Source organism: Variovorax sp. 22077, from assembly GCF_052044195.1.
Classification (GTDB): domain Bacteria; phylum Pseudomonadota; class Gammaproteobacteria; order Burkholderiales; family Burkholderiaceae_C; genus Variovorax; species Variovorax atrisoli.
On the sequence record NZ_JBQEQC010000002.1, the window covers coordinates 244,971 to 265,337 of the forward strand.

21 protein-coding genes are annotated in these 20,367 nt (G+C 68.1%); 15 read left to right on the top strand and 6 right to left on the bottom strand.

All coding sequences use genetic code 11. From position 1 onward, the window contains the following. Positions 1–18: 18 nt before the first annotated feature. From ACTJLF_RS03625 to ACTJLF_RS03640, 4 genes are read right to left on the bottom strand one after another with little or no spacing between them, the layout of a single operon-like run. A complete protein-coding gene (locus ACTJLF_RS03625; RefSeq protein ID WP_132798137.1) occupies positions 19–720 on the bottom strand; it encodes a pilus assembly PilX family protein in 702 nt (233 codons plus the stop codon). A 2-nt stretch (positions 721–722) separates the two neighbouring features. After that, a complete protein-coding gene (locus tag ACTJLF_RS03630) occupies positions 723–1,529 on the bottom strand; it encodes a PilW family protein (protein WP_132798139.1) in 807 nt (268 codons plus the stop codon). After that, complete coding sequence (gene pilV / locus ACTJLF_RS03635; protein ID WP_132798141.1) at positions 1,526–2,074, bottom strand: type IV pilus modification protein PilV; 549 nt, start codon at positions 2,072–2,074, stop codon at positions 1,526–1,528. The genes ACTJLF_RS03630 and pilV overlap by 4 nt, the downstream gene beginning before the upstream one ends. Next, positions 2,068–2,568 (bottom strand): GspH/FimT family pseudopilin, encoded by a 501-nt coding sequence (locus ACTJLF_RS03640; RefSeq protein WP_440882507.1) that lies wholly within the window; start codon positions 2,566–2,568, stop codon positions 2,068–2,070. The genes pilV and ACTJLF_RS03640 overlap by 7 nt, the downstream gene beginning before the upstream one ends. Positions 2,569–2,772: 204 nt before the next feature. Here ACTJLF_RS03640 and ribD point away from each other — a divergent pair, with 204 nt between their 5' ends. The 11 genes from ribD to ACTJLF_RS03695 all read left to right on the top strand — a co-directional run bounded on the left by ribD (position 2,773) and on the right by ACTJLF_RS03695 (position 12,384). Next, the gene (gene ribD, locus ACTJLF_RS03645; protein ID WP_132751291.1) at positions 2,773–3,894 is read left to right on the top strand and encodes a bifunctional diaminohydroxyphosphoribosylaminopyrimidine deaminase/5-amino-6-(5-phosphoribosylamino)uracil reductase RibD; all 1,122 of its coding nucleotides are present in this window, start codon (positions 2,773–2,775) and stop codon (positions 3,892–3,894) included. Between the two features lie 44 nt (positions 3,895–3,938). Continuing rightward, complete coding sequence (locus tag ACTJLF_RS03650) at positions 3,939–4,595, top strand: riboflavin synthase (RefSeq protein ID WP_019652198.1); 657 nt, start codon at positions 3,939–3,941, stop codon at positions 4,593–4,595. Further along, positions 4,592–5,749 carry a bifunctional 3,4-dihydroxy-2-butanone-4-phosphate synthase/GTP cyclohydrolase II gene (gene ribBA / locus ACTJLF_RS03655; protein ID WP_019652197.1) on the top strand — a complete coding sequence of 386 codons (1,158 nt, stop codon included), beginning with the start codon at positions 4,592–4,594 and terminating at the stop codon, positions 5,747–5,749. Before ACTJLF_RS03650 ends, ribBA begins: the two co-directional genes overlap by 4 nt. A 5-nt stretch (positions 5,750–5,754) precedes the next feature. After that, positions 5,755–6,222, top strand: coding sequence for a 6,7-dimethyl-8-ribityllumazine synthase (gene ribH, locus ACTJLF_RS03660; RefSeq protein ID WP_019652196.1), 468 nt, complete (start codon positions 5,755–5,757; stop codon positions 6,220–6,222). Continuing rightward, positions 6,219–6,773, top strand: coding sequence for a transcription antitermination factor NusB (gene nusB / locus ACTJLF_RS03665; RefSeq protein WP_019652195.1), 555 nt, complete (start codon positions 6,219–6,221; stop codon positions 6,771–6,773). Before ribH ends, nusB begins: the two co-directional genes overlap by 4 nt. Positions 6,774–6,825: 52 nt before the next feature. After that, on the top strand, positions 6,826–8,022 hold the full coding sequence (locus ACTJLF_RS03670) for a pyridoxal phosphate-dependent aminotransferase (protein ID WP_019652194.1): 1,197 nt from the start codon (positions 6,826–6,828) through the stop codon (positions 8,020–8,022). Beyond that, complete coding sequence (ybgC, locus tag ACTJLF_RS03675; protein ID WP_019652193.1) at positions 8,019–8,477, top strand: tol-pal system-associated acyl-CoA thioesterase; 459 nt, start codon at positions 8,019–8,021, stop codon at positions 8,475–8,477. The genes ACTJLF_RS03670 and ybgC overlap by 4 nt, the downstream gene beginning before the upstream one ends. Next, a complete protein-coding gene (gene tolQ / locus ACTJLF_RS03680; protein WP_019652192.1) occupies positions 8,474–9,193 on the top strand; it encodes a protein TolQ in 720 nt (239 codons plus the stop codon). The genes ybgC and tolQ overlap by 4 nt, the downstream gene beginning before the upstream one ends. 15 nt (positions 9,194–9,208) lie before the next feature. After that, entirely contained in the window at positions 9,209–9,646 is a 438-nt protein-coding gene (locus ACTJLF_RS03685) for an ExbD/TolR family protein (RefSeq protein ID WP_019652191.1), read from the top strand. A 3-nt stretch (positions 9,647–9,649) separates the two neighbouring features. Further along, entirely contained in the window at positions 9,650–10,567 is a 918-nt protein-coding gene (locus ACTJLF_RS03690) for a cell envelope integrity protein TolA (RefSeq protein WP_019652190.1), read from the top strand. A gap of 86 nt (positions 10,568–10,653) precedes the next feature. Beyond that, positions 10,654–12,384, top strand: a complete 1,731-nt coding sequence (locus ACTJLF_RS03695) for a peptidoglycan D,D-transpeptidase FtsI family protein (RefSeq protein WP_019652189.1) — start codon at positions 10,654–10,656, stop codon at positions 12,382–12,384. A gap of 22 nt (positions 12,385–12,406) precedes the next feature. On the opposite strand, the gene ACTJLF_RS03700 is transcribed toward ACTJLF_RS03695, so the two are convergent. Both ACTJLF_RS03700 and dnaE read right to left on the bottom strand, forming a co-directional pair. Next, the gene (locus tag ACTJLF_RS03700; RefSeq protein ID WP_019652188.1) at positions 12,407–12,817 is read right to left on the bottom strand and encodes a YgiW/YdeI family stress tolerance OB fold protein; all 411 of its coding nucleotides are present in this window, start codon (positions 12,815–12,817) and stop codon (positions 12,407–12,409) included. A gap of 104 nt (positions 12,818–12,921) precedes the next feature. Next, positions 12,922–16,440 (bottom strand): DNA polymerase III subunit alpha, encoded by a 3,519-nt coding sequence (dnaE, locus tag ACTJLF_RS03705; protein WP_019652187.1) that lies wholly within the window; start codon positions 16,438–16,440, stop codon positions 12,922–12,924. A 135-nt stretch (positions 16,441–16,575) separates the two neighbouring features. Here dnaE and ACTJLF_RS03710 point away from each other — a divergent pair, with 135 nt between their 5' ends. The 4 genes from ACTJLF_RS03710 to ACTJLF_RS03725 all read left to right on the top strand — a co-directional run bounded on the left by ACTJLF_RS03710 (position 16,576) and on the right by ACTJLF_RS03725 (position 20,365). Beyond that, a complete protein-coding gene (locus ACTJLF_RS03710) occupies positions 16,576–17,361 on the top strand; it encodes a sulfurtransferase (RefSeq protein WP_019652186.1) in 786 nt (261 codons plus the stop codon). Between the two features lie 37 nt (positions 17,362–17,398). Then, positions 17,399–18,115, top strand: a complete 717-nt coding sequence (locus ACTJLF_RS03715; RefSeq protein ID WP_019652185.1) for a response regulator — start codon at positions 17,399–17,401, stop codon at positions 18,113–18,115. Then, on the top strand, positions 18,066–19,679 hold the full coding sequence (locus ACTJLF_RS03720; protein WP_440882508.1) for a sensor histidine kinase: 1,614 nt from the start codon (positions 18,066–18,068) through the stop codon (positions 19,677–19,679). The genes ACTJLF_RS03715 and ACTJLF_RS03720 overlap by 50 nt, the downstream gene beginning before the upstream one ends. 155 nt (positions 19,680–19,834) lie before the next feature. Continuing rightward, positions 19,835–20,365 carry a tripartite tricarboxylate transporter TctB family protein gene (locus ACTJLF_RS03725; protein ID WP_019652183.1) on the top strand — a complete coding sequence of 177 codons (531 nt, stop codon included), beginning with the start codon at positions 19,835–19,837 and terminating at the stop codon, positions 20,363–20,365. The last annotated feature ends 2 nt before the right edge of the window (positions 20,366–20,367 follow it).

Sequence of the window (20,367 nt, forward strand, 5' to 3'; positions counted from 1 at the left end):
CTCTTTCTCTCCCAATGCTCAGTTGATCCGGGAGACCGGGTCCGGATCGAACGACACCTGCAGTTCGACCTTCGTCCCCTCCCCTTTGCCGATGACGCTGCGCGCCCCGGTGGCAGTGGCCGTGATGCGAAACAGCGGGTATTTGCTGTTCCTTCGGTCGATCACCTCGATCCAGTACCTGGCGCCATCCAGCGCCGGACTGCCGGCTTTGAGCGCTCCGGTGAACTGGCCGTACCTGGCGTACTTGGACTTGTATGCATCGCGGTGCCAGAAGCGGTAGGCCTCGCTGCCGTGGGCGGCAACAACAGAGCCCGCCTCCGAGAAATAGCAGATGCCCCGCTCGCAGCTGTTGGGGCCGTCGTTCATGTAGGCGGTGACCCAGCCCGTATCCCGGTCGGGAAAGACGCGTCCGTCCTCCGACTTGCGGCAGCGCGCCGTGGCGAGTGCCGTACACGCCACATAGGTCTTGCTCGCGGAATCGAAGGCGAGTTGCCGGATGTCGCGCTCCGCATCCAGCAGCGCTGCCTCGGCGGCCTCGAAGGCGCGCTGGTAGTCGCGCTGGTTGCCTGCCATCGATTCGAGAAGCACCGCGGTGCGCGCCCCGCCTATCAGCAGTAGCGCCGAGAGCAGCAGCATGATCATCACGATGAAGAGCGTGAAGCCATGCTGCGCCGGCAGTTCGCCGGCCTGCCCGCGCGCGGGCCCCGTCGCCTTCGTCATGCTCACAGCGCTCCCAGGTCGTTGCGCAGCGAGAACACTGCCGTGTAAACGCGCCGCAGCCTGCCGTCGCTGCTCGTCTTCGAAACCCCGTCGCAGTCGACATGGCTGCCCGCAGGATTGCTCCTGGAGGCGCCCGCGAGTTGAAGGCAGATGCGAACCGTTCGGACGTTGCGGAAGCCATCGTCGACGCCGTCGGCCGTCACGTAGCGCACCACCTGCCGGCTTCCGGACGTGGCGCTGACCCCATACATGACGTCGAAACGCTCCACACCGTCGATGACCGGCTGCGGAGTCGCATTGCCGCTGCCCTGGCACCTGAGCGTGCCGTTCGACACGGAGAACTCGCTGGTGATGAGCCGCGCGTTGCCCTGCGCTTCGGGCTCGGTCCGGTCGTATTCGCCGCCCGAAGAACGCCCCGGCTCCTGACCCAGGCAGTCCTTGAAGTAGTCGGGGTTCGGCGCGTAGCCCAGCTTCAGCTTGTCGTTGGAGCCGTCCGCGGACTCCACGCCCTTGACCGCGAAGAAGGCCTGCTCGTCGGTCAGGTTGGTGCCCCGGTCGGCGCTGGTGTTGAAGTAGTAGAGCGGCTCGGTGGGATCGATGGGGATGTAGCCCGCCTGCCGTATCTGCTGGCCGAGCATCCTGAAAGCCAGCGCCGACGATTGGTTGAGCGTGTTGACGTCGTCGCCCGTCATGGCGTTACTGCGCGTGCCGAGCATGGCCGCGATGGCGGCCAGCACGATCAGCATTCCGACGACCAGTGCGACGAGGAACTCGACCAGCGTGAAGCCGGATGGCGCTCGGCTCTTCATGGCTGCGGCACCGCGACGGAGACTTCGAGGCAGGCCTTGCCTGTGGGGCACTGCCAGTCCGGATCGGGCGCGATGGGGTCGAGCACCGCCGGCTCGTCCCAGGCAAGGTGCATGAGCAGCACGCCGCCCGCCGTGGCGCTGGCCCTCACGTCGGCCGCCCCGCCGGGCAAGGCGGCAGCTATCGCGCGCTTCCAGTTCCATAGATCGTGCGCCGCAAGTTCGGCGGCGTTGCAGGCGGCCTTGAGCCCCTCGCAAGAAGGCCTGGGCCCGTTGGCTGACGCAGCCGACCAGTCTGTCACGTACCGGCTGGGCGTCGTCGCCGCTGCTGCGGGATTGGCGCGGATGCGATCGGCCAGGTCGCCGGCCAGCTGGATTGCGAGGTTCTGGTTGCTTGCACCGACACTGTCGACCAGCACGCGAACCTGGAAGCCGGTCAGCGCCAGCAGGCCCAGCGAGAGCACGAGCAGCGCGACCAGCGCTTCGATCATCGAGAAGCCCGGCTGCACCCGCTGCGCCCGGCTGACGCGGGGACGGCGCATCAGCATGAGTCGCTCCCCCTCACCAGCCGAACGCGGCCCCCAAGGGCAAGGCACACCACGACGATCTTGGACGAACCGGAGCTGTCGGCCGGACGAAGGCGAAAGCGGCCCCCACCCGTCGAGTGGCCTATCGGGTCGAACGACATGGCGCCCGCGGTGCTCTTCTCGATGGAGACACGGCCGTCGGGATCCTGGCGCTTGAGGATTTCGATGGCGTCGCCGCTTCCGACCAGCGTCTCCCAGCCGCAGCTCCAGTCCCGGCCCTGGCACTCCGGTCGCTGCTGCATGGTCACCTTCACCCCTCGGCGGGCCGCCTCGGCGCGCGCATCGCTGACACTCGCCATCAGCGCCCTGGCCATACCCTCGACCCGATGCCTTTCGATGAGGCCGTTGAAACTCGGCAGAGCCAATCCCAGCATCACGGCCATCAGTACGATCACGACCATCATCTCGATGAGCGTGAAGCCCCGTTCGGACGCGCAGAATCCGTTGTTGTCCATGTCGTGCCACCCGCTGCGTGCATCTGCGTGCCGGCGGGCGCTCCTCCCTGATTTCAATTGGTGCGAATTCTATTTTTCCGGTTTCTCAGTGACCGGCCAATAACGTCAATTGCGCGACGGGCGGTCAAAACAGATGGATTGGCGGCAAATTGTTTTCGATCAATTTCGAATTGACATTTGCAACGAATTTGATTTAACAAAAGAATGACAAAAGAAAACCCGAATTTCATGATCCAGGCGCTGAATCTGGCGCGCCAGGCCGGCCCGGAGACCGATCCGAACCCCCGCGTCGGCTGCGTGCTGGTGGCGCCAGACGGCACGGTGATCGGCGAGGGCCACACCCAACAAGTCGGCGGTCCGCATGCCGAAGTCATGGCGCTGCGCGATGCGGCAGCGCGGGGCAATTCGGTGGCAGGGGCAACTGCCTGGGTCACGCTGGAGCCCTGCTCCCATCACGGCCGCACCGGTCCGTGTTGCGACGCCCTGGTCGCGGCAGGTATCGGCCGGGTCGTGGCGGCGATGGCCGATCCCAATCCGCTGGTCTCGGGCCAGGGTTTCGGGCGGCTGCGCGCAGCAGGCGTTCAGGTCGAGGTGGGGACTGGCGCGGATGAGGCGCGGGAGCTCAACCTCGGCTTCTTCAGCCGCATGGTCCGCAAGACGCCTTGGGTGCGGCTCAAGGCGGCGGCCTCGCTCGACGGCAAGACCGGCCTGCGCAACGGCGTGAGCCAGTGGATCACTTCCGAGCAGGCGCGCACCGACGGCCATGCCTGGCGGGCTCGTGCCAGCGCGGTCCTGACCGGCGTGGGCACGGTGCTGGAAGACGACCCGCGCCTGGACGTACGGCTGGTGCAGACCACCCGGCAGCCGCACGTGGTGGTGATCGACAGCCAGCTGCAGACCCCCCCGGATGCGAAGCTCTTCATGCCCGGCCGCGCGGTATGGATCTACGCCGCGACGCAGGACGCGCAGAAGTCCGCCGCCTTGGAGGCGCGCGGCGCTACGGTCACCTGCCTGCCGAATGCGCAGGGCAAGGTCGACCTGGCGGCGATGCTGAAAGACCTTGCCCGCCGGGAAGTCAACGAATTGCACGTGGAGGCCGGGCACAAGCTCAATGGCTCGCTGCTGCGCGAAGGTCTTGTCGACGAATTGCTGATTTACCTGGCGCCGAAGCTGATCGGCGACGGGCTGGATATCGCTTCCGGAATCCACGCCGGTGGGCCGTTGACGGAATTGACGGGCGCCCTGCCCCTCGAATTCCGTGGCCTGGAGCAGGTCGGTCCCGACCTTCGCATCGTCGCCCGGGTCGCCGGAAGGGACGCCTTCTAGCCCGCCCACCGCGTGGCCCCTTCGTTCTCTGCGAAAATGGCGGGATGTTCACCGGAATCATCACCGGCGTGGGGCGCATCGCCGCCATCCACGACCTCGGCACCACCTCCTCCCATGGCAAGAGACTCAGCATCGAGGTGCCCGCGGGCTATCTCGACGACGTCGGTCTCGGCGACAGCATCGCGCTCAACGGCGCCTGCATGACGGTCACCACGCTCGCTCCCGAGCGCCAGCAGTTCACCATCGACATCTCGGCCGAATCGCTCGACAAGACCGCCGGCCTGACCGACGAAGGCAGCCGCATCAACCTCGAGAAGGCCCTGCGCGCAAGCGACCGCCTCGGCGGCCACATCGTCTCGGGCCACGTCGACGGAATCGGCAGCGTCAGCCGCTTCGAGCCGGTCGGAGAAAGCTGGGAGCTCCGCGTGGTGGCTCCCGCCGCCCTCGCCCGCTTCCTCGCCTACAAGGGCTCGATCACCATCAACGGCGTGAGCCTCACGGTCAACAGCGTCAGGGACATCGCCGACGGCGCGGAGATCAGCATCAACCTGATCCCGCACACCGTCGAGAACACCTCTCTCGGCGGCCTGAAGGCCGGCTCGAAGGTCAACCTCGAAATCGACACCGTGGCGCGCTACGTGGAGCGCATGCTCCAGGCGGGCGTGCTCGCACCGACTCCATCCAAGGACATCTCCAAATGAACGCCTCCGTCACGCCGATCGGCGCCGCTTCCCGCGCCGCGCGCGCACCAGCCCCGATCTCCTCGGTCGAAGAGATCGTGGCCGAGCTCGCCGCCGGCCGCATGGTGATCCTGGTCGACGAGGAAGACCGCGAGAACGAAGGCGACATCGTCATCGCTGCCGACCACATCACGCCCGAGGCGATCAACTTCATGGCCCGCCATGCGCGCGGCCTGATCTGCCTGACGCTCTCGCGCGAGATGTGCGAGCGGCTGCAGCTGCCGCCGATGGTCCAGCGCAACGGCGCCAAGCACTCCACCGCCTTCACCGTCTCCATCGAGGCGGCCGAGGGCGTGACCACCGGCATCTCTGCCGCCGACCGTGCGCGCACGGTGCAGGCCGCCGTGGCGCCCAATGCCGTGGCCGCCGACCTGGTGCAGCCCGGCCACATCTTCCCGCTGCAGGCGGTGGACGGCGGCGTGCTGATGCGCGCGGGCCATACCGAGGCCGGCTGCGACCTCGCCGCCATGGCCGGCTGCTCGCCCGCCTCGGTGATCTGCGAGGTGATGAACGAAGACGGCACCATGGCCCGCCTGCCCGACCTGCAGGTCTTCGCGGCCGAGCACGGCCTGAAGATCGGCACCATCGCCGCGCTCATCGAGCACCGCAGCCGCGTCGAATCGCTGGTCGAGAAGGTCGGCTGCCGCGAGATCCAGACCGCCTGGGGCAGCTTCACCGCCCACGCCTTCCTCGACAAGCCCAGCAACGGCGTGCACCTCGCGCTGGTGCGCGGCAAGTGGGCGCCCGAAGAGACGGTGTCGGTGCGCGTGCACGAGCCGCTGTCGGTGCTCGACGCGCTCGAGATCAACCGCTCGCTGCACTCCTGGAGCCTCGACGCCAGCCTCTCGCACATCGCGAACGAGGGCAAGGGCGTGGCCGTGCTGCTGAACTGCGGCGAGACCGCCAGCGAGCTGCTCGCGCAGTTCGACGGCACCGCCCGTCCCGCGCAGGCGCCCGAGCGCGGCCGCATGGACCTGCGCAGCTACGGCATCGGCGCACAGATCCTGCGCGAATGCGGCGTGCACAAGATGAACCTGCTGGGCACGCCGCGGCGCATGCCCAGCATGGCAGCGGGCTACGGCCTCGAGATCGCCGGCTACCTCACGAAAGACTGAAGACCATGCAAGGTGCAAACAAGGGAGCGGACGCAAAGCTGCTCAACGGAAAGGGCCTGCGCATCGGCATCGTGCAGGCGCGCTTCAACGCCGACATCACCGACGCGCTGGCCTCGGCCTGCCTCTCGGAGCTCGAGGCGCTGGGCGTGGCCGCCAGCGACATCCACCACGTGCAGGTGCCGGGTGCGCTCGAAGTGCCCGTGGCGCTGCAGGCGCTCGCCGAGCGCGGCGGCTACCACGCGCTGGTGGCGCTGGGCTGCATCATCCGCGGCGAGACCTACCACTTCGAACTCGTGGCCAATGAATCGGGCGCGAGCGTGAGCCGCGTGGCGCTCGACTACCGCCTGCCCATCGCCAACGCGATCCTCACCACCGAAAACCTCGAGCAGGCCGTCGCCCGCCAGACCGACAAGGGCCGCGACGCTGCCCGCGTGGCTGTCGAGATGGCGCAACTGCTGGCCACCCTTTCATGACCGAAGACAGCTCCAAGTCCCTCAAGGCCCTGAAGGCCACCGGCGAAAAGCCCAAGCAGTCGCGCGTGGGCCTCACCAGCACCGGCGCGCGCAAGGCTTCGGCCAAGTCGAACCGCACCCGTGCGCGCGAGTTCGCGCTGCAGGCGCTCTACCAGCACCTGGTGGGCCGCAACGACCCGACCGACATCGACCACTTCACGCGCGACCTCGCCGGCTTCCACAAGGCCGACGCGCTGCACTACGACGCGCTGCTGCACGGCTCCATCGAGGGCGCCGAGCAGCTCGACGCGCTGATCCGCCCGCTGCTCGACCGCAAGTTCGAAGAGATCTCGCCGATCGAGCATGCCGTGATGTGGATCGGCGTCTACGAATTCCAGAACTGCCCCGACGTGCCCTGGCGCGTGGTGCTCAACGAGTGCATCGAACTCGCCAAGGAATTCGGCGGCACCGACGGCCACAAGTACGTGAATGCCGTGCTCAACGGCCTGGCGCCGCAGCTTCGCCCGCTCGAGGTCGAAGCCGACCGGGCTTCCGGAAAAGCAAGGGCATGAGCGGCGCCGCTCGGCCGACCGCAGGCGCACAGCGCCGCAGCCAGGGGGTGCGATGAGAATTTCCACGCGCGCGCAGCGCATCGAGCCCTTCTACGTGATGGAAGTGGCCAAGGCCGCGGGCGTGCTCGCCCGCGAGGTCGCGCACACCGACCGGCCGATGATCTTCCTGAACATCGGCGAGCCCGACTTCACCGCCCCGCCGCTGGTCCAGGAAGCCGCCGCCCGCGCGGTGCGTGCCGGCGCCACGCAGTACACGCAGGCCACCGGCCTCGACCATCTTCGCGAACGCATCAGCGCCTGGTACCGCCAGCGCTTCAACGTGGACGTGCCGGCGCGCCGCATCGTCGTCACCGCAGGTGCCTCCGCCGCGCTGCAGCTGGCCTGCCTGGCGCTGATCGAGTCGGGCGACGAGATCCTGATGCCCGACCCGAGCTACCCGTGCAACCGCCACTTCGTGAGCGCTGCCGAGGGCAAGGCGGTGCTGCTGCCGACCACGGCCGAGGAGCGCTTCCAGCTCACGGCCGCGAAGGTCGAGGCCGCCTGGACCGACAGGACGCGCGGCGTGCTGCTGGCATCGCCCTCGAACCCGACGGGCACCTCCATTGCGCCAGATGAGCTGCGCCGCATCCACGAGGTGGTGTCGAAGCGCGGTGGCATCACGCTGATCGACGAGATCTACCTGGGCCTCTCCTACGACGACGCCTTCGGGCAGACCGCGCTGGCCATCGACGAGAACGTCATCAGCATCAACAGCTTCAGCAAGTACTTCAACATGACCGGCTGGCGCCTGGGCTGGCTGGTGGTGCCCGAAGTGCTGGTGCCCGTGGTCGAGCGGCTGGCGCAGAACCTCTTCATCTGCGCGAGCACCGTGTCGCAGTACGCGGCGCTGGCCTGCTTCGAGGACGAGAGCATCGCCGAGTACGAACGCCGCCGCGCCGAATTCAAGGCGCGTCGCGACTGGTTCATTCCGCAGCTCAATGCGCTGGGCCTGAACGTGCCCGTGGTTCCCGACGGCGCCTTCTACGCCTGGGCCGACTGCACGTCCTTCGCCGAGAAGCTCGGCATCTCGGGCAGCTGGGACTTCGCCTTCGAAACGATGAAGCGCGCGCACGTCGCCGTCACGCCCGGTCGCGACTTCGGCACCGCCGAGACCGCGAAGTTCGTCCGCTTCTCCACCGCCAGCTCGATGGCTCACCTGCAGGAATCCATCGAGCGCCTGCGCGAGATGGCAGAGAACCGGGCGCGATGAGCTACGCGTTTCCGATCCGCGTCTACTGGGAAGACACCGACGCCGGCGGCATCGTTTTCTATGCCAACTACCTGAAGTTCATGGAGCGCGGCCGCACCGAATGGCTGCGCTCGCTGGGCGTGGAGCAGCGCAAGCTGCGCGAGGAAACCGGCGGCCAGTTCGTGGTGAGCGAGACCCAGCTCAAATACCATCGGCCCTCGCGGCTGGACGATGAACTGCTCGTGACTGCCGAACTTCGACAGTTGGGAACTGCCTCGTTGATAATCGGACAACGCGTGCTATCGAAAACAGAGCAGGAGCGAACGGGGGCCTCCGAACCCGTCCTGCTGTGCGAAGGCACGATCCGCATCGGATGGGTGGACGCAGCCACGCTGCGGCCAGCACGCATCCCGAAACAGGTGACGGGAACCCTCGAGCGCTACAGCGGCTCCATGACTCAAACTTTCAAGCCATGAACCAAGACCTTTCCATCATCAATCTCCTGCTCCATGCGAGCTTCGTGGTGCAACTGGTGGTGGCGCTGCTTGTGATCGTATCGATCGCAAGCTGGGCCGCGATCATCCGCAAGTACTTCGCGCTGCGGCGCATGCGCGCCCTCAACGAGGACTTCGAACGCGAGTTCTGGTCGGGCACCAGCCTCAACGAGCTGTTCGCCTCCGCCGCGCAGAACGCCAAGTTCGCCGGCCCCATGGAGCGCATCTTCGCCTCGGGCATGCGCGAGTACCAGAAGCTGCGCGAACGCCACGTCACCGACGCAGGCACCCTGCTCGACGGCGCCCGCCGCGCGATGCGCGCGAGCTTCCAGCGCGAACTGGACGCAGCCGAGCAGAACCTCTCGTTCCTGGCGACCGTCGGCTCCGTCTCACCGTACGTCGGCCTGTTCGGCACGGTCTGGGGCATCATGCACGCCTTCACCGGCCTGGCCGCGCTGGCGCAGGTGACGCTGGCCACCGTGGCCCCCGGCATCGCCGAGGCGCTGGTGGCCACGGCCATCGGTCTCTTCGCCGCCATCCCGGCGGTCGTGGGCTACAACCGCTTCGCCCGCGAGATCGACAAGATCGCCATCGCCCTCGAGACCTACATCGAGGAGTTCTCCAACATCCTGCAGCGCAACCTTTCGGCCAACCCGAACGCGGGCGGTGCATCGTCGGTGGCTCCGGCCAACCGCTGAACGGAGGCGCAGCCCATGCCCGCAGTTTCATCCCGCGGCCGCGGCCGCCGGACGATCAACGAGATCAACATGGTCCCGTTCATCGACGTGATGCTGGTGCTGCTGATCATCTTCATGGTCACCGCACCGCTCATCACGCCGAGCGTGATCAACCTGCCCTCGGTCGACCGCGCCAACAAGCAGCCCGACAAGCCCATCGAGATCGTCATCAAGAGCGAAGACGAAGTGCAGATCAAGAAGGACCCGTCCACCGGCACGGGCGGCACCTCGATCCCCATGTCCCAGATCGGTTCTGCCGCCAAGCAGGCCCAGGGCGGCGACGACCAGCGACCGGTGGTCATCAGCGCCGACAAGGCCGTGAAGTACGAAACCGTCGTGAAGGCGATGAACCAGCTCAAGCGCAGCGGCATCGAGCGCGTGGGCCTGTCGGTCACGACCACGGGCGGCAAGTAAGGCATGTCGCTCGCACTGGATCGCCCCGAGTTCGCACCGCCGCCGCAGCGCGGCACGCTGCGTGCCCTGGTGCTGGCGCTCATCGCCCACGGCCTGCTGATCGCGGCGCTGACCTGGGGCGTGCGCTGGCGCAGCGACGCCGACGAAGGCGCGGTCGACGCGGAGCTGTGGTCGTCCACGGTCCAGCAGGCGGCCCCTCGCCTGCAGGCGCCGCCGGCCCCCACCCCGGTTCCCGCGCCGCCGCCGCCCGCCCCTGCGCCGCCGCCTCCTCCGGCTGCGAAGGCGCCAGAGCCCGCTCCTGCACCCAAGGCCCCGGACATCGCCCTCGAACGCGAGAAGAAGCTCAAGGAGCAGAAGGAACAGCAGGAACGCGAGCTCGAACGCCAGCAACAGCAGAAGAAGAAGGAGCTGGAAGCCAAGCAGCGCGCCGAGGAAGAGGCCGAGCGCAAGAAGGAACAGCAGAAGAAGCTGGCCGAGCAGAAGAAGCAGCAGGAGGCCGAAGCCAAGCTGGCCGAGCAGAAGAAGGCCGAAGCTGCCGCGAAACAGGCGGCCGCCGACCGCGCCGCCGCTCTCAAGCGCATGCAGGGCCTGGCCAACGCCACCGGCAGCGACGACTCGCGCGGCACGGCCCAGCGCAGCTCCGGTCCGTCGAGCGGCTATGCCGGCCGCATCGCCGCAGCGGTGCGCCCGAACATCACCTTCCCCGATGCCGACACCGTGAACGGCAACCCGGCGGCGGAGTTCGAGGTGAACCTGGCGCCCGACGGCACCATCGTCGGCGTGAAGCTCAGCAAGTCGAGCGGCCTGCCTGGTTGGGACGACGCTGCCGAGCGCGGCCTGCGCAAGACCGACAAGCTCCCGCGCGACACCGACGGCCGAATCTTCCCGTCGCTGATCGTCACGCTGCGGCCCAAGCGCTGATTTCCCTGCGCCCCTAACGCGCAGCTAAGAAAACGGGGCCCTTCCGGGTGACTTGCACGTCACCCGGAACTCGATAATCAGGGCTCATGACCCCCAACGGCCGCATCCGCTATGGCAGCAGTCCCCTGCTGGCCAGCCCCACCCCCGTGTGGCGCAGCAAGTTCATCGTGGCCAGCGTCGCATTCGGCTTCGTGCTGCTCGCCGGACGCGCGGCCTACGTCCAGATCTTCGCCAACGACTTCTTCCAGCACCAGGGCGAGGTCCGCTACCAGCGCACGCTGGAACTGCCTGCCAACCGGGGCCGCATCCTCGATAGGCACGGCCTGATCCTGGCATCGGACATTCCCGCTCCCAGCATCTGGGCCATTCCCGAAGACATCGAGCGCAACGACCCGGCCACGCAGGAGAAGCTCAAGCAGGCCGCCAAGCTGCTCGGCATGCCGCAGAAGGACTTCGACAAGAAGCTCGAGGACGAGGACAAGAGTTTCGTCTGGATCAAGCGCCAGGTCGACGAGCCCATCGCCAAGCAGGTCGCGGCGCTCGACATCAAGGGGATCTACCTGCGCCGCGACTACCGCCGGCAGTACCCCGAGGGCGAGGCGGCGGCGCACCTGGCGGGCTTCACCAACGTGGAGGACATCGGCCAGGAAGGCGTCGAGCTGGCCTTCGACCACGAGCTGGCCGGCAAGGCCGGCTCGCGCCACGTGCTGAAGGACCGGCTGGGCCACATCATCGAGGACACCGAGGACCAGGTGCCGCCCACGCCGGGACACGACATCCAGCTGAGCATCGACGACCAGGTGCAGTTCGTGGCGTACGAGAAGATCCGCGACGCCGTGGTCGCAAACAAGGCGCGCGCCGGCAGCGTGGTCGTGGTCGACGCACAGACCGGCGAGCTGCTGGCGATGGCCAACTACCCGAGCTACGACCCCAACGACCGCCGCAGCCTCACGGGCGAGCAGTTGCGCAACCGCGCGATGACGGACGTGTTCGAGCCCGGCTCGACGATGAAGCCCATCACCGTCGCCACCGCGCTGCAACTGGGCCGCGTCACGCCCAAGACCATCATCGACACCAACCCGGGGCGCATCACGGTGTCGGGCGCGACCATCCACGACGACGAGAACTTCGGCGTGCTCACGGTCGAGGGGGTGATCCAGAAGTCGAGCAACGTGGGCGCCACCAAGATCTCGCAGCGCATGTCGGCGCAGGAGATGTGGAACTCGCTCACCGCGGTGGGCATCGGCCAGAAGCCGCAGACCACCTTCCCGGGCGCTGTGACCGGCCGACTGCGGCCGTGGAAGTCATGGCGCCCGATCGAGCAGGCCACCATGTCCTACGGCTACGGGCTGTCGGCCTCGCTCTTCCAGATCGCGCACGCCTACACGGCCTTCGCGCATGACGGCGAGGTGATCCCCATCAGCCTGCTGAAGAACCAGGGGGAGGAGCCTCCAGGCGTGCGGGTGTTCTCGCCGCTGGTCGCCAGCGAGGTGCGCCAGATGATGCACATGGCGGCCGCGCCCGGCGGCACGGCGCCGCTCGCGCAGACGGTGGGCTACTCGGTGGGCGGCAAGACCGGCACTGCGCACAAGCAGGTGGGCAAGGGCTACGCGAGCAACAAGTACCGGGCCTGGTACACGGGCATGTCGCCGATCGACAAGCCGCGCATCATCGTCGCGGTGATGGTCGACGAGCCCAGCGCCGGCAAGTACTTCGGCGGCCTCGTGGCGGCGCCGGTGTTCAGCCAGGTGGTGCAGCAGACGCTGCGCATCATGAACGTGGTGCCCGACCTCGCCGTGACGCCGATGGCGCACTGAGGCCGCCTGGCCGGGACCGAGGTCAGCGCAGCACGCTGAGCCGCTTCACGTCGAGCTCGACCTTGCTGCCGATCAGGTCCTTGTCGAACTCGCCCGTGACCTCCACGCGCACCTTGTCGTCGATCTTCACGCCCGCCGGGAAATGCTTGGCATCGATCTCCGCCTTGATGCGGCCGGTCTCGTCGGCGAAGGTGTAGTGCTCGCCGCCGTCGTGCGACACGATGAAGCCGCGCAGCGTGACGTACTGGTCGTCCTTGCCGGTGTCCAGCAACTGCTTGACTGTCATCGCCGGCACGGTGCTCGGACCGGCATAGGGCGTGCCCGACGCGGCGGCCGGCTGGGTGCTCGGGCCGGTGTACTGGGCCGAGGCGGCGAACGGCAATGCCAGGGTCAGCGCCAGAGCCGAGGCGACGACGAGAGACTGCTTCTTCATGACGGAATCCTCCTTGTGCTTCACGGTTGAAATGCAGGAGGCATCGTAGTCAGGGCTCCAAAGAGCCCACGCCTGCCGGGCACTTGCCGTCGCGCGGAGGAAAGTCAGTCGTAGACGATCAGCGCCTTGCCCGCTTCGGCCTGCGCGGTCCAGCTGGCCAGCGCGGCGTCGGTCGGGAAGAACTTGGCGCGCTCGCCCAGCTGCAGCTCGACCTGCGCGCCGCCGCGCGCCATCGACAGGCGCACCGGCAAGCCCTGGATCAGGTCGCCCACCTCGGTCTGCTCGGTGCGCGGCGGGAAGTCCTTCAGCAGGCGCGCGATGTCGGGCGCCTTGCCGTTCACGGCCACGCGCAGGAACTTGCCGAAGCGGCAGCGCGCCGAGGCCAGGTCCCACACCTGCTGCACCTGGAAGCGCGCCTCGAAGCCGCCGCGCGCGGGCTGCAGCCGGCCGCTGACGATGACCAGCTCGTCGTCCTTCAGCGTGTTGCGGTTGGCGTTGATGAGCGCCTCGTCGGCCGTGGCCTCGATGGAATCGGACTTGTCGTCGAGCTTGAAGATCGCCAGCCGGCCGCGCTGGCCATTGATCACGCGGAAGTCGCTCACGATGCCGGCGATGACCTGCTGGTCGCGGCTGTCGAGCAGGTCGGTGATCTCGCGCTTGCAGAAGCGCCGCACCTCGTGCGAGACCTCGTCGAACAGGTGGCCCGAGAGATAGAAACCGATGGCCGTCTTCTCGAGCGTCAGGCGTTCCTTCACGCCCCAGGGCGTGGCGTCGACGAGATCGGGCTCGGCGGTGGCGGAACCGTGCTCGCAGTCGCCGAAGATGTCGGCCTGCGAGGCATTGGCCGCCGTGGCGTTGGCGAATTCGAAGGCGCGGTCCAGCGAGGCGACCAGCGCCGCGCGGTTCTGCTGGATGGCGTCGAAGGCGCCGGCCTTGATCAGCGCTTCCACCGTGCGCTTGTTGATGCGCTGGCGGTCCACGCGAACGCAGAAGTCGTACAGGCTCTTGAACGGCCCGCCCTCCTCCCGTGCGCGCACCACGGCCTCGACCGCGAGCTGGCCGGTGCCCTTGACGGCGCCGAGGCCGTAGCGGATCACCTTGTTGGTGACCGGCTCGAAGCGGTAGTTGCCGCGGTTCACGTCCGGCGGCTCGAAGGTGATGCCGAAGTTCTTCTGGGCGTCCTCGAACAGCAGCTTGAGCTTGTCCGTGTCGTCCATTTCGACGGTCATGTTGGCGCAGAAGAACTCGGCCGTGTAGTGGACCTTGAGCCAGCCCGTGTGGTACGCCAGCAGCGAGTAGGCGGCCGCGTGCGACTTGTTGAAGCCGTAGCCCGCGAACTTCTCCATCAAGTCGAAGATCTCGTCGGCCTTGTCCTGCTCGATGCCGTGGGTCTTGAGGGCGCCCGCGCGGAATTTCTCGCGGTGCTCGGCCATCTCCTCGAGCTTCTTCTTGCCCATCGCGCGGCGCAGCAGGTCGGCGCCGCCGAGCGAGTAGCCGCCCAGGATCTGCGCCGTCTGCATCACCTGCTCCTGGTAGACCATGATCCCGTAGGTCTCGGAGAGCATCTCGGCCACTGCCGGGTGCGGGTACTCCACGTCCTCGCGGCCGTGCTTTCGCGCCACGAAGCTGGGGATCAGGTCCATCGGGCCCGGGCGGTACAGCGCGTTCAGCGCGATCAGGTCTTCCAGGCGCGTCGGGCGCGCGTCCTTCAGCATGCCCTGCATGCCGCGACTTTCAAACTGGAACACGGCTTCGGTCTTGCCGTCGGAGAAGAGCCGGTAGGTGGCCGCGTCGTTCAGCGGGATGTTCTCGAACGCGAAGTTCTCCTGGCCCTTGTGGCGCTTCATGATGAACTCGCGCGCGATCTCCAGGATCGTGAGCGTCGCCAGGCCCAGGAAGTCGAACTTCACGAGGCCGATGGCCTCCACGTCGTCCTTGTCGTACTGGCTCACGGCCGACTCGCTGCCGGGCTGCTGGTAGAGCGGGCAGAAGTCGGTGAGCTTGCCCGGGGCGATGAGCACGCCGCCGGCGTGCATGCCGATGTTGCGGGTCATGCCTTCGAGCTTCTGCGCGAGCTCGACCAGCATCCTGACTTCTTCTTCCTTCTCGATGCGCTCCGCGAGCTGCGGCTCCATCTCGATGGCGTAGTTGTTCTTGTCGCCCTCGATCTTCTTCTCGGGCGGATACTGCAGCGTGACCGACATGCCGGGCTTGTTCGGGATCAGCTTGCTGATGCCGTCGCAGAACATGTAGCTCATGTCGAGCACGCGGCCCACGTCGCGGATGGCCGCGCGCGCGGCCATGGTGCCGAAGGTGGCGATCTGGCTCACGGCGTTGCGGCCGTACTTGTCCTTCACGTAGTCGATGACGCGGTCGCGGTTGCCCTGGCAGAAGTCGATGTCGAAGTCGGGCATCGAGACGCGCTCGGGGTTCAGGAAGCGTTCGAACAGCAGCTTGTATTCGAGCGGGTCGAGGTCGGTGATCTTCAGCGCGTAGGCCACGAGCGAACCCGCACCCGAGCCCCGGCCCGGGCCCACCGGGCAGCCGTTGTTCTTGGCCCACTGGATGAAGTCGCCCACGATCAGGAAGTAGCCCGGGAACCCCATCTTCAGGATGGTGTTGATCTCGAACTCCAGCCGCTCCACGTAGCGCGGGCGCTCGGCGTCGCGCTTGGCCTCGTCGGGATACAGGTGATTCAGGCGCAGCTCCAGGCCGGCGAAGGACTCCTGGCGGAAGAAGTCGTCGATCGGCATGCGCACGCCTTCGGCGACGAAGGGCGTCGGGAAGTCGGGCAGCTGCGGCTTGCCCAGCACCAGCGTGAGGTTGCAGCGCTTGGCGATCTCGACCGTGTTGGCCAGGGCGCTGGGCACGTCGGCGAACAGCGCCTTCATCTCCGCACTCGACTTGAAGTACTGCTCCTCGGTGAAGCGGCGCACGCGGCGCGGATTGCCGAGGATCTCGCCTTCGGAGATGCACACGCGCGCCTCGTGCGCCTCGTAGTCCTCCCGCGCGGCGAACTGCACGGGGTGCGTGGCGACCACCGGCAGGTGCAGCCGGGCCGCGAGCTGCACGGCGGCGACCACGTGAGGCTCGTCCTCGGGACGGCCCGCGCGCTGCAGCTCGATGTAGAAGCGGTGCGGGAAGATGCCTGCCAGCTGCAGCGCCAGCTCCGCCGCGCGCTCGCCCTGCCCCTGCAGCAGCGGCTGCCCCAGCGGGCCCGCCTGCGCGCCCGACAGCGCGATCAGCCCGCCCGAAAGCTCCTGCAGCCATTCGAGCTTGCAGGCCGCCTGCGACTGGCCGCGGCCCACGTTCTGCGTCCAGGCCCGCGCCAGCAGTTCGGACAGGTTGAGGTAGCCCTCCATGTTCTGGACCAGCAGCACGATGCGGGTCAGAGCGCCGGGCTCCTTGCCCAGCCCGTCGACGAAGACTTCGGCGCCGACGATCGGCTTGACGCCCTTGCCGCGCCCCTGCTTGTAGAACTTGACGGCCCCGAACAGGTTGTTCAGGTCGGTGATGGCCAGCGCGGGCTGCTTGTCGGCAGCAGCGGCCTTGACGACATCGTCGATTCGGGTGGTGCCGTCGACGACGGAGAACTCGGTGTGCAGGCGCAGGTGAACAAACATGCCTGCATTGTAGAAAGCAGGCCCTCCACGATGTGGGTTGGCAATCCCTGAAACCGCCCTCCGCGGCGCCCCGCGGGAGCCCGGCAGAGGCCCCGCACCCGGGCGATATTCCGGCGGCACCTAAAATCCCGCCCCGTGCAAGAGATTTTGAATATCGCGGCCTACAAGTTCGTGGCCATCGACGACGGCCCCGCGCTGCGCGAGGACCTGCGCGCCCGCGCCCAGGCCCTGGAGCTCATGGGCACCATCCTGGTGGCGCCCGAAGGTATCAACATGTTCCTGGCCGGAGCGGCCGACAACGTGCGGGCCTTCCTGGCGCATCTGCGTGCCGACGCCCGCTTCGCCGACCTCGAGGCCAAGGAAAGCTGGTCTGCCGCGCAGCCGTTCCGCCGCATGCTGGTGAAGCTCAAGCGCGAGATCATCCGCATGGATCACCCCGCCATCCGCCCCGCCGCCGGCCGTGCGCCCGGCGTGGACGCGCCGACGCTCAAGCGCTGGCTCGACCAGGGCCATGACGACGAGGGCCGCGAGATCGCCCTGCTCGACACCCGCAACGCCTTCGAGGTCGACTACGGCAGCTTCGAGGGCGCCATCGACTGGCGCATCGGCAAGTTCACCGAGTTCCCGCCCGCCCTGCGCGCGCACCGCGACGAGTTCAAGGGCAAGACGGTGGTGAGCTTCTGCACCGGCGGCATCCGCTGCGAGAAGGCGGCCATCCTGATGCACGAGGAAGGCGTCGAGAACGTGCTGCAGCTCGAGGGCGGCATCCTCAAGTACTTCGAGGAAGTCGGCGGCGCGCACTACAAGGGCGACTGCTTCGTCTTCGACGGCCGCGAGGCCTTGGCGCCCGACCTGAGCGCGCGCTCGGCACGCGCCAGCGCCCGGGCGTCCGAAGACCCCGACCTCGCCATCAAGCAGTAGCCGCGGCGACGACGACGACGAGACCCACAGGCTCACCATGCGCATCCTCCTGGTGGAAGACGAACTGGACATGGCCTCGTGGCTGGTCCGCGCGCTCACGCAGAGCGGCTTCGTGCCCGACCACGCGCCCGACGCGCGCACCGCCGAGGCCTTCATGGCCGGCACGGAATACGACGCCATCGTTCTCGACCTTCGCCTGCCAGACAAGCATGGCCTGAGCGTGCTGGCCGACATGCGGGCCGCCGACGACCGCACGCCGGTGCTGATCCTCACCGCGCAGGGCGCGCTGCAGGACCGGGTGCGCGGCCTGAACCTCGGCGCCGACGACTTCCTCACCAAGCCCTTCGAGCTGGAGGAGCTCGAGGCGCGGCTCTCGGCGCTGGTGCGGCGCAGCCGCGGCAAGCAGCACCCGCGCCTGCAATGCGCCTCTCTCTCCTACGACAGCCAGAGCCGCGCCTTCACGCTGCGCGGCACGCTGCTGTCGCTCACGCCGCGGGAGCAGGCCGCGCTCACCGCCCTGCTGCTGCGCAGCGGCTCCCCGGTGGGCAAGTCGCAGCTCTTCGCCAAGGTGTTCACCAACGACAGCACCGCCGGCCCCGACGCCATCGAGGTGGTGCTGCACCGGCTGCGCCGCAAGCTCGCGGACAGCGACGTTCGCATCGTCACCGTGCGCGGCCTGGGCTACATGCTGGAGAGCATCGCCGATGGAACCTCAGCCCCAGTCCGCAGCGAATTCCCCGGCGCACACGACTGAGCAGCAGCATCGGCAGCAACAGCCGCAGCGCTTCGGCATCCGCGCGCGCCTGCTGGCGCTGCTGCTGCCGGGCCTGGTCGTGCTGCTTGCGCTGGACAGCTGGAACGACTACCGCGCGCTGACCGACTCGCTCGTGGTCGCCTACGACCAGAGCCTGCTGGAGCCGGTGCAGGCCCTGGCCAACGGCATCGTGGTGGCCAGCGACGGCAGCGTGCGCGTGCAGGAACCCTTCTCGATCCAGGCGATGTTCGAGTCCACCCGGCTGCGCTACAAGTACCTGCACGTCGGCGTGCAGCGCATTCCCACGGGCGAGACGCTGGACGTGAACTCGCCCGAGACCACCCTCATGGGCGTGCCCGGCCTGCCGCGCCCGGCGCATCGCCCGCCCGACGGCACTCCCGTGTTCTACGACGCGGTCTACCAGCAGCACCCGGTGCGCGTGGCCGCGCTGCGCCAGACGGTGTACGACAACGTCCATCCCGGCGCCGCCTACAGCGTGCTCATCCAGGCGGCAGAGGGCACCGGCCCGCGCACCGAGGCGCAGGCCGAGACGCTGCGCCAGGAGTTCCTGCGCGACACGCGCATGGTGGTGGTGATGGCGCTGCTGGTGTGGCTGGGCGTGGCCTGGACGCTGCGCCCGCTGGAGCGCCTGCGCCGCTCGCTGCGCGAGCGCCCGCGCGACGACCTTACGCCGCTGGACGCCGGCGGCGTCCCCCACGAGGTGGCGCCGCTGGTCGACGCGGTCAACCACCACATCGCCGGCCACCGGCGCCTGGTGGCGGAGCAGTCGCAGTTCCTCGCCGATGCCTCGCACCAGCTGCGCACGCCGCTGAGCATCCTGTCGATCCAGGCCGGCTACGCGGTGCGCGAGACCGACCCGGCGCGCATGCGCGAATCGCTGCACGCGATCGTCGCGCAGCTCGCACGCACGCGCCGCCTGAGCGAACAGCTGCTGGCGCTGGCCCATGCCACCGCGGGCGACGAAGCCGCGCCAGCCGGCGCCGCGGTAGCCGACCTCAACGCCATCGCGCGCGGCGTGGTGCTGCAGTACCTGCCGCTCGCGCGAGAGAACGACCAGGACCTCGGCTGGGTCGACGCGCGCGGCGACATCGGCACGGAAGAAGCAGACGGCACGGACCGATCAAGCGACGACGACGACGGCGAAGGAGAGGCTCCCGTGCTGCCCGTGGCCGCCAACGCGGCCGAACTGCACGAGGTGCTTTCCAACCTCGTGCACAACGCCATCAAGTACACGCCGCGCGGCGGCAACATCACCGTGACCGTGCGGCGCGATGCCACGCATGCGCTGGCCGAGGTCTGCGACAGCGGACCCGGCATCGCGCCCGAGCGGCGCGAGAGCGTGTTCGAGCGCTTCCATCGCGACAGCTCCACCACCACGGGTCCGGCGCAAGGCGCGGGGCTGGGCCTCGCCATCGCGCGCGGCTACGCGCGGCGCAACGGCGGCGAGATCGAACTATCGAACGCCGACACACCAGAGCGCCCCAACGGCGGCGGACTGCGCGCGACGCTCAGGCTGCCGGTGCTCGCTCCGCGAGACCGCTGAAGGTCTTGCAGAGGCCGTTTCCGCAAGGGTTTCACCCGATACACCGGTACGTGATTACACGTATTTTGAGGCCCGCAAGGCCGTGAAGGCCTCCTCCGAAAGGGGACTGAAAGCCCCGCTTCCTAGACTGCGCTCCTTCCAGATGAAGGAGACATATGCAGCACCAGCTCGGTGAAGAAACGGCCTCGCACGCGCCCCGGCCCGCTTCGAAATTCAAGAAGGACTACTACGGCGGCGCCCTGCTGATCGTCGTCGGGCTGGCAGCCGTCTATGCCGGCGTCGGCTACCGCGTGGGCGAGCTCGCGCACATGGGGCCGGGCTTCTTTCCTGTCGCCCTCGGCGCGCTGCTGGCACTGACCGGCCTGCTGATCGCGGTGTCCGCACGCGGCGACAAGTCCGGCGGCGACGCGAGCGAGGAAGCGGCCTCGCACGGCCACCCGGGCGGCATGCCCGACCTGCGCGGCGGCATCTGCATCATCCTCGGCATCCTCGCCTTCCTGCTCTTCGGCGAATACGGCGGACTGCTGCCTGCGACCTTCGCGATCGTGTTCATCTCGGCGCTCGGCGACCGCGACAACACGCTGACCGAGGCACTGCTGCTTTCGCTTGCGATGTGCTTCATCGCGGTGGTCGTGTTCTGGTGGGCGCTGAAGCTGCAGCTGCCCCTCTTCCAGTGGGGAGGCTGAAG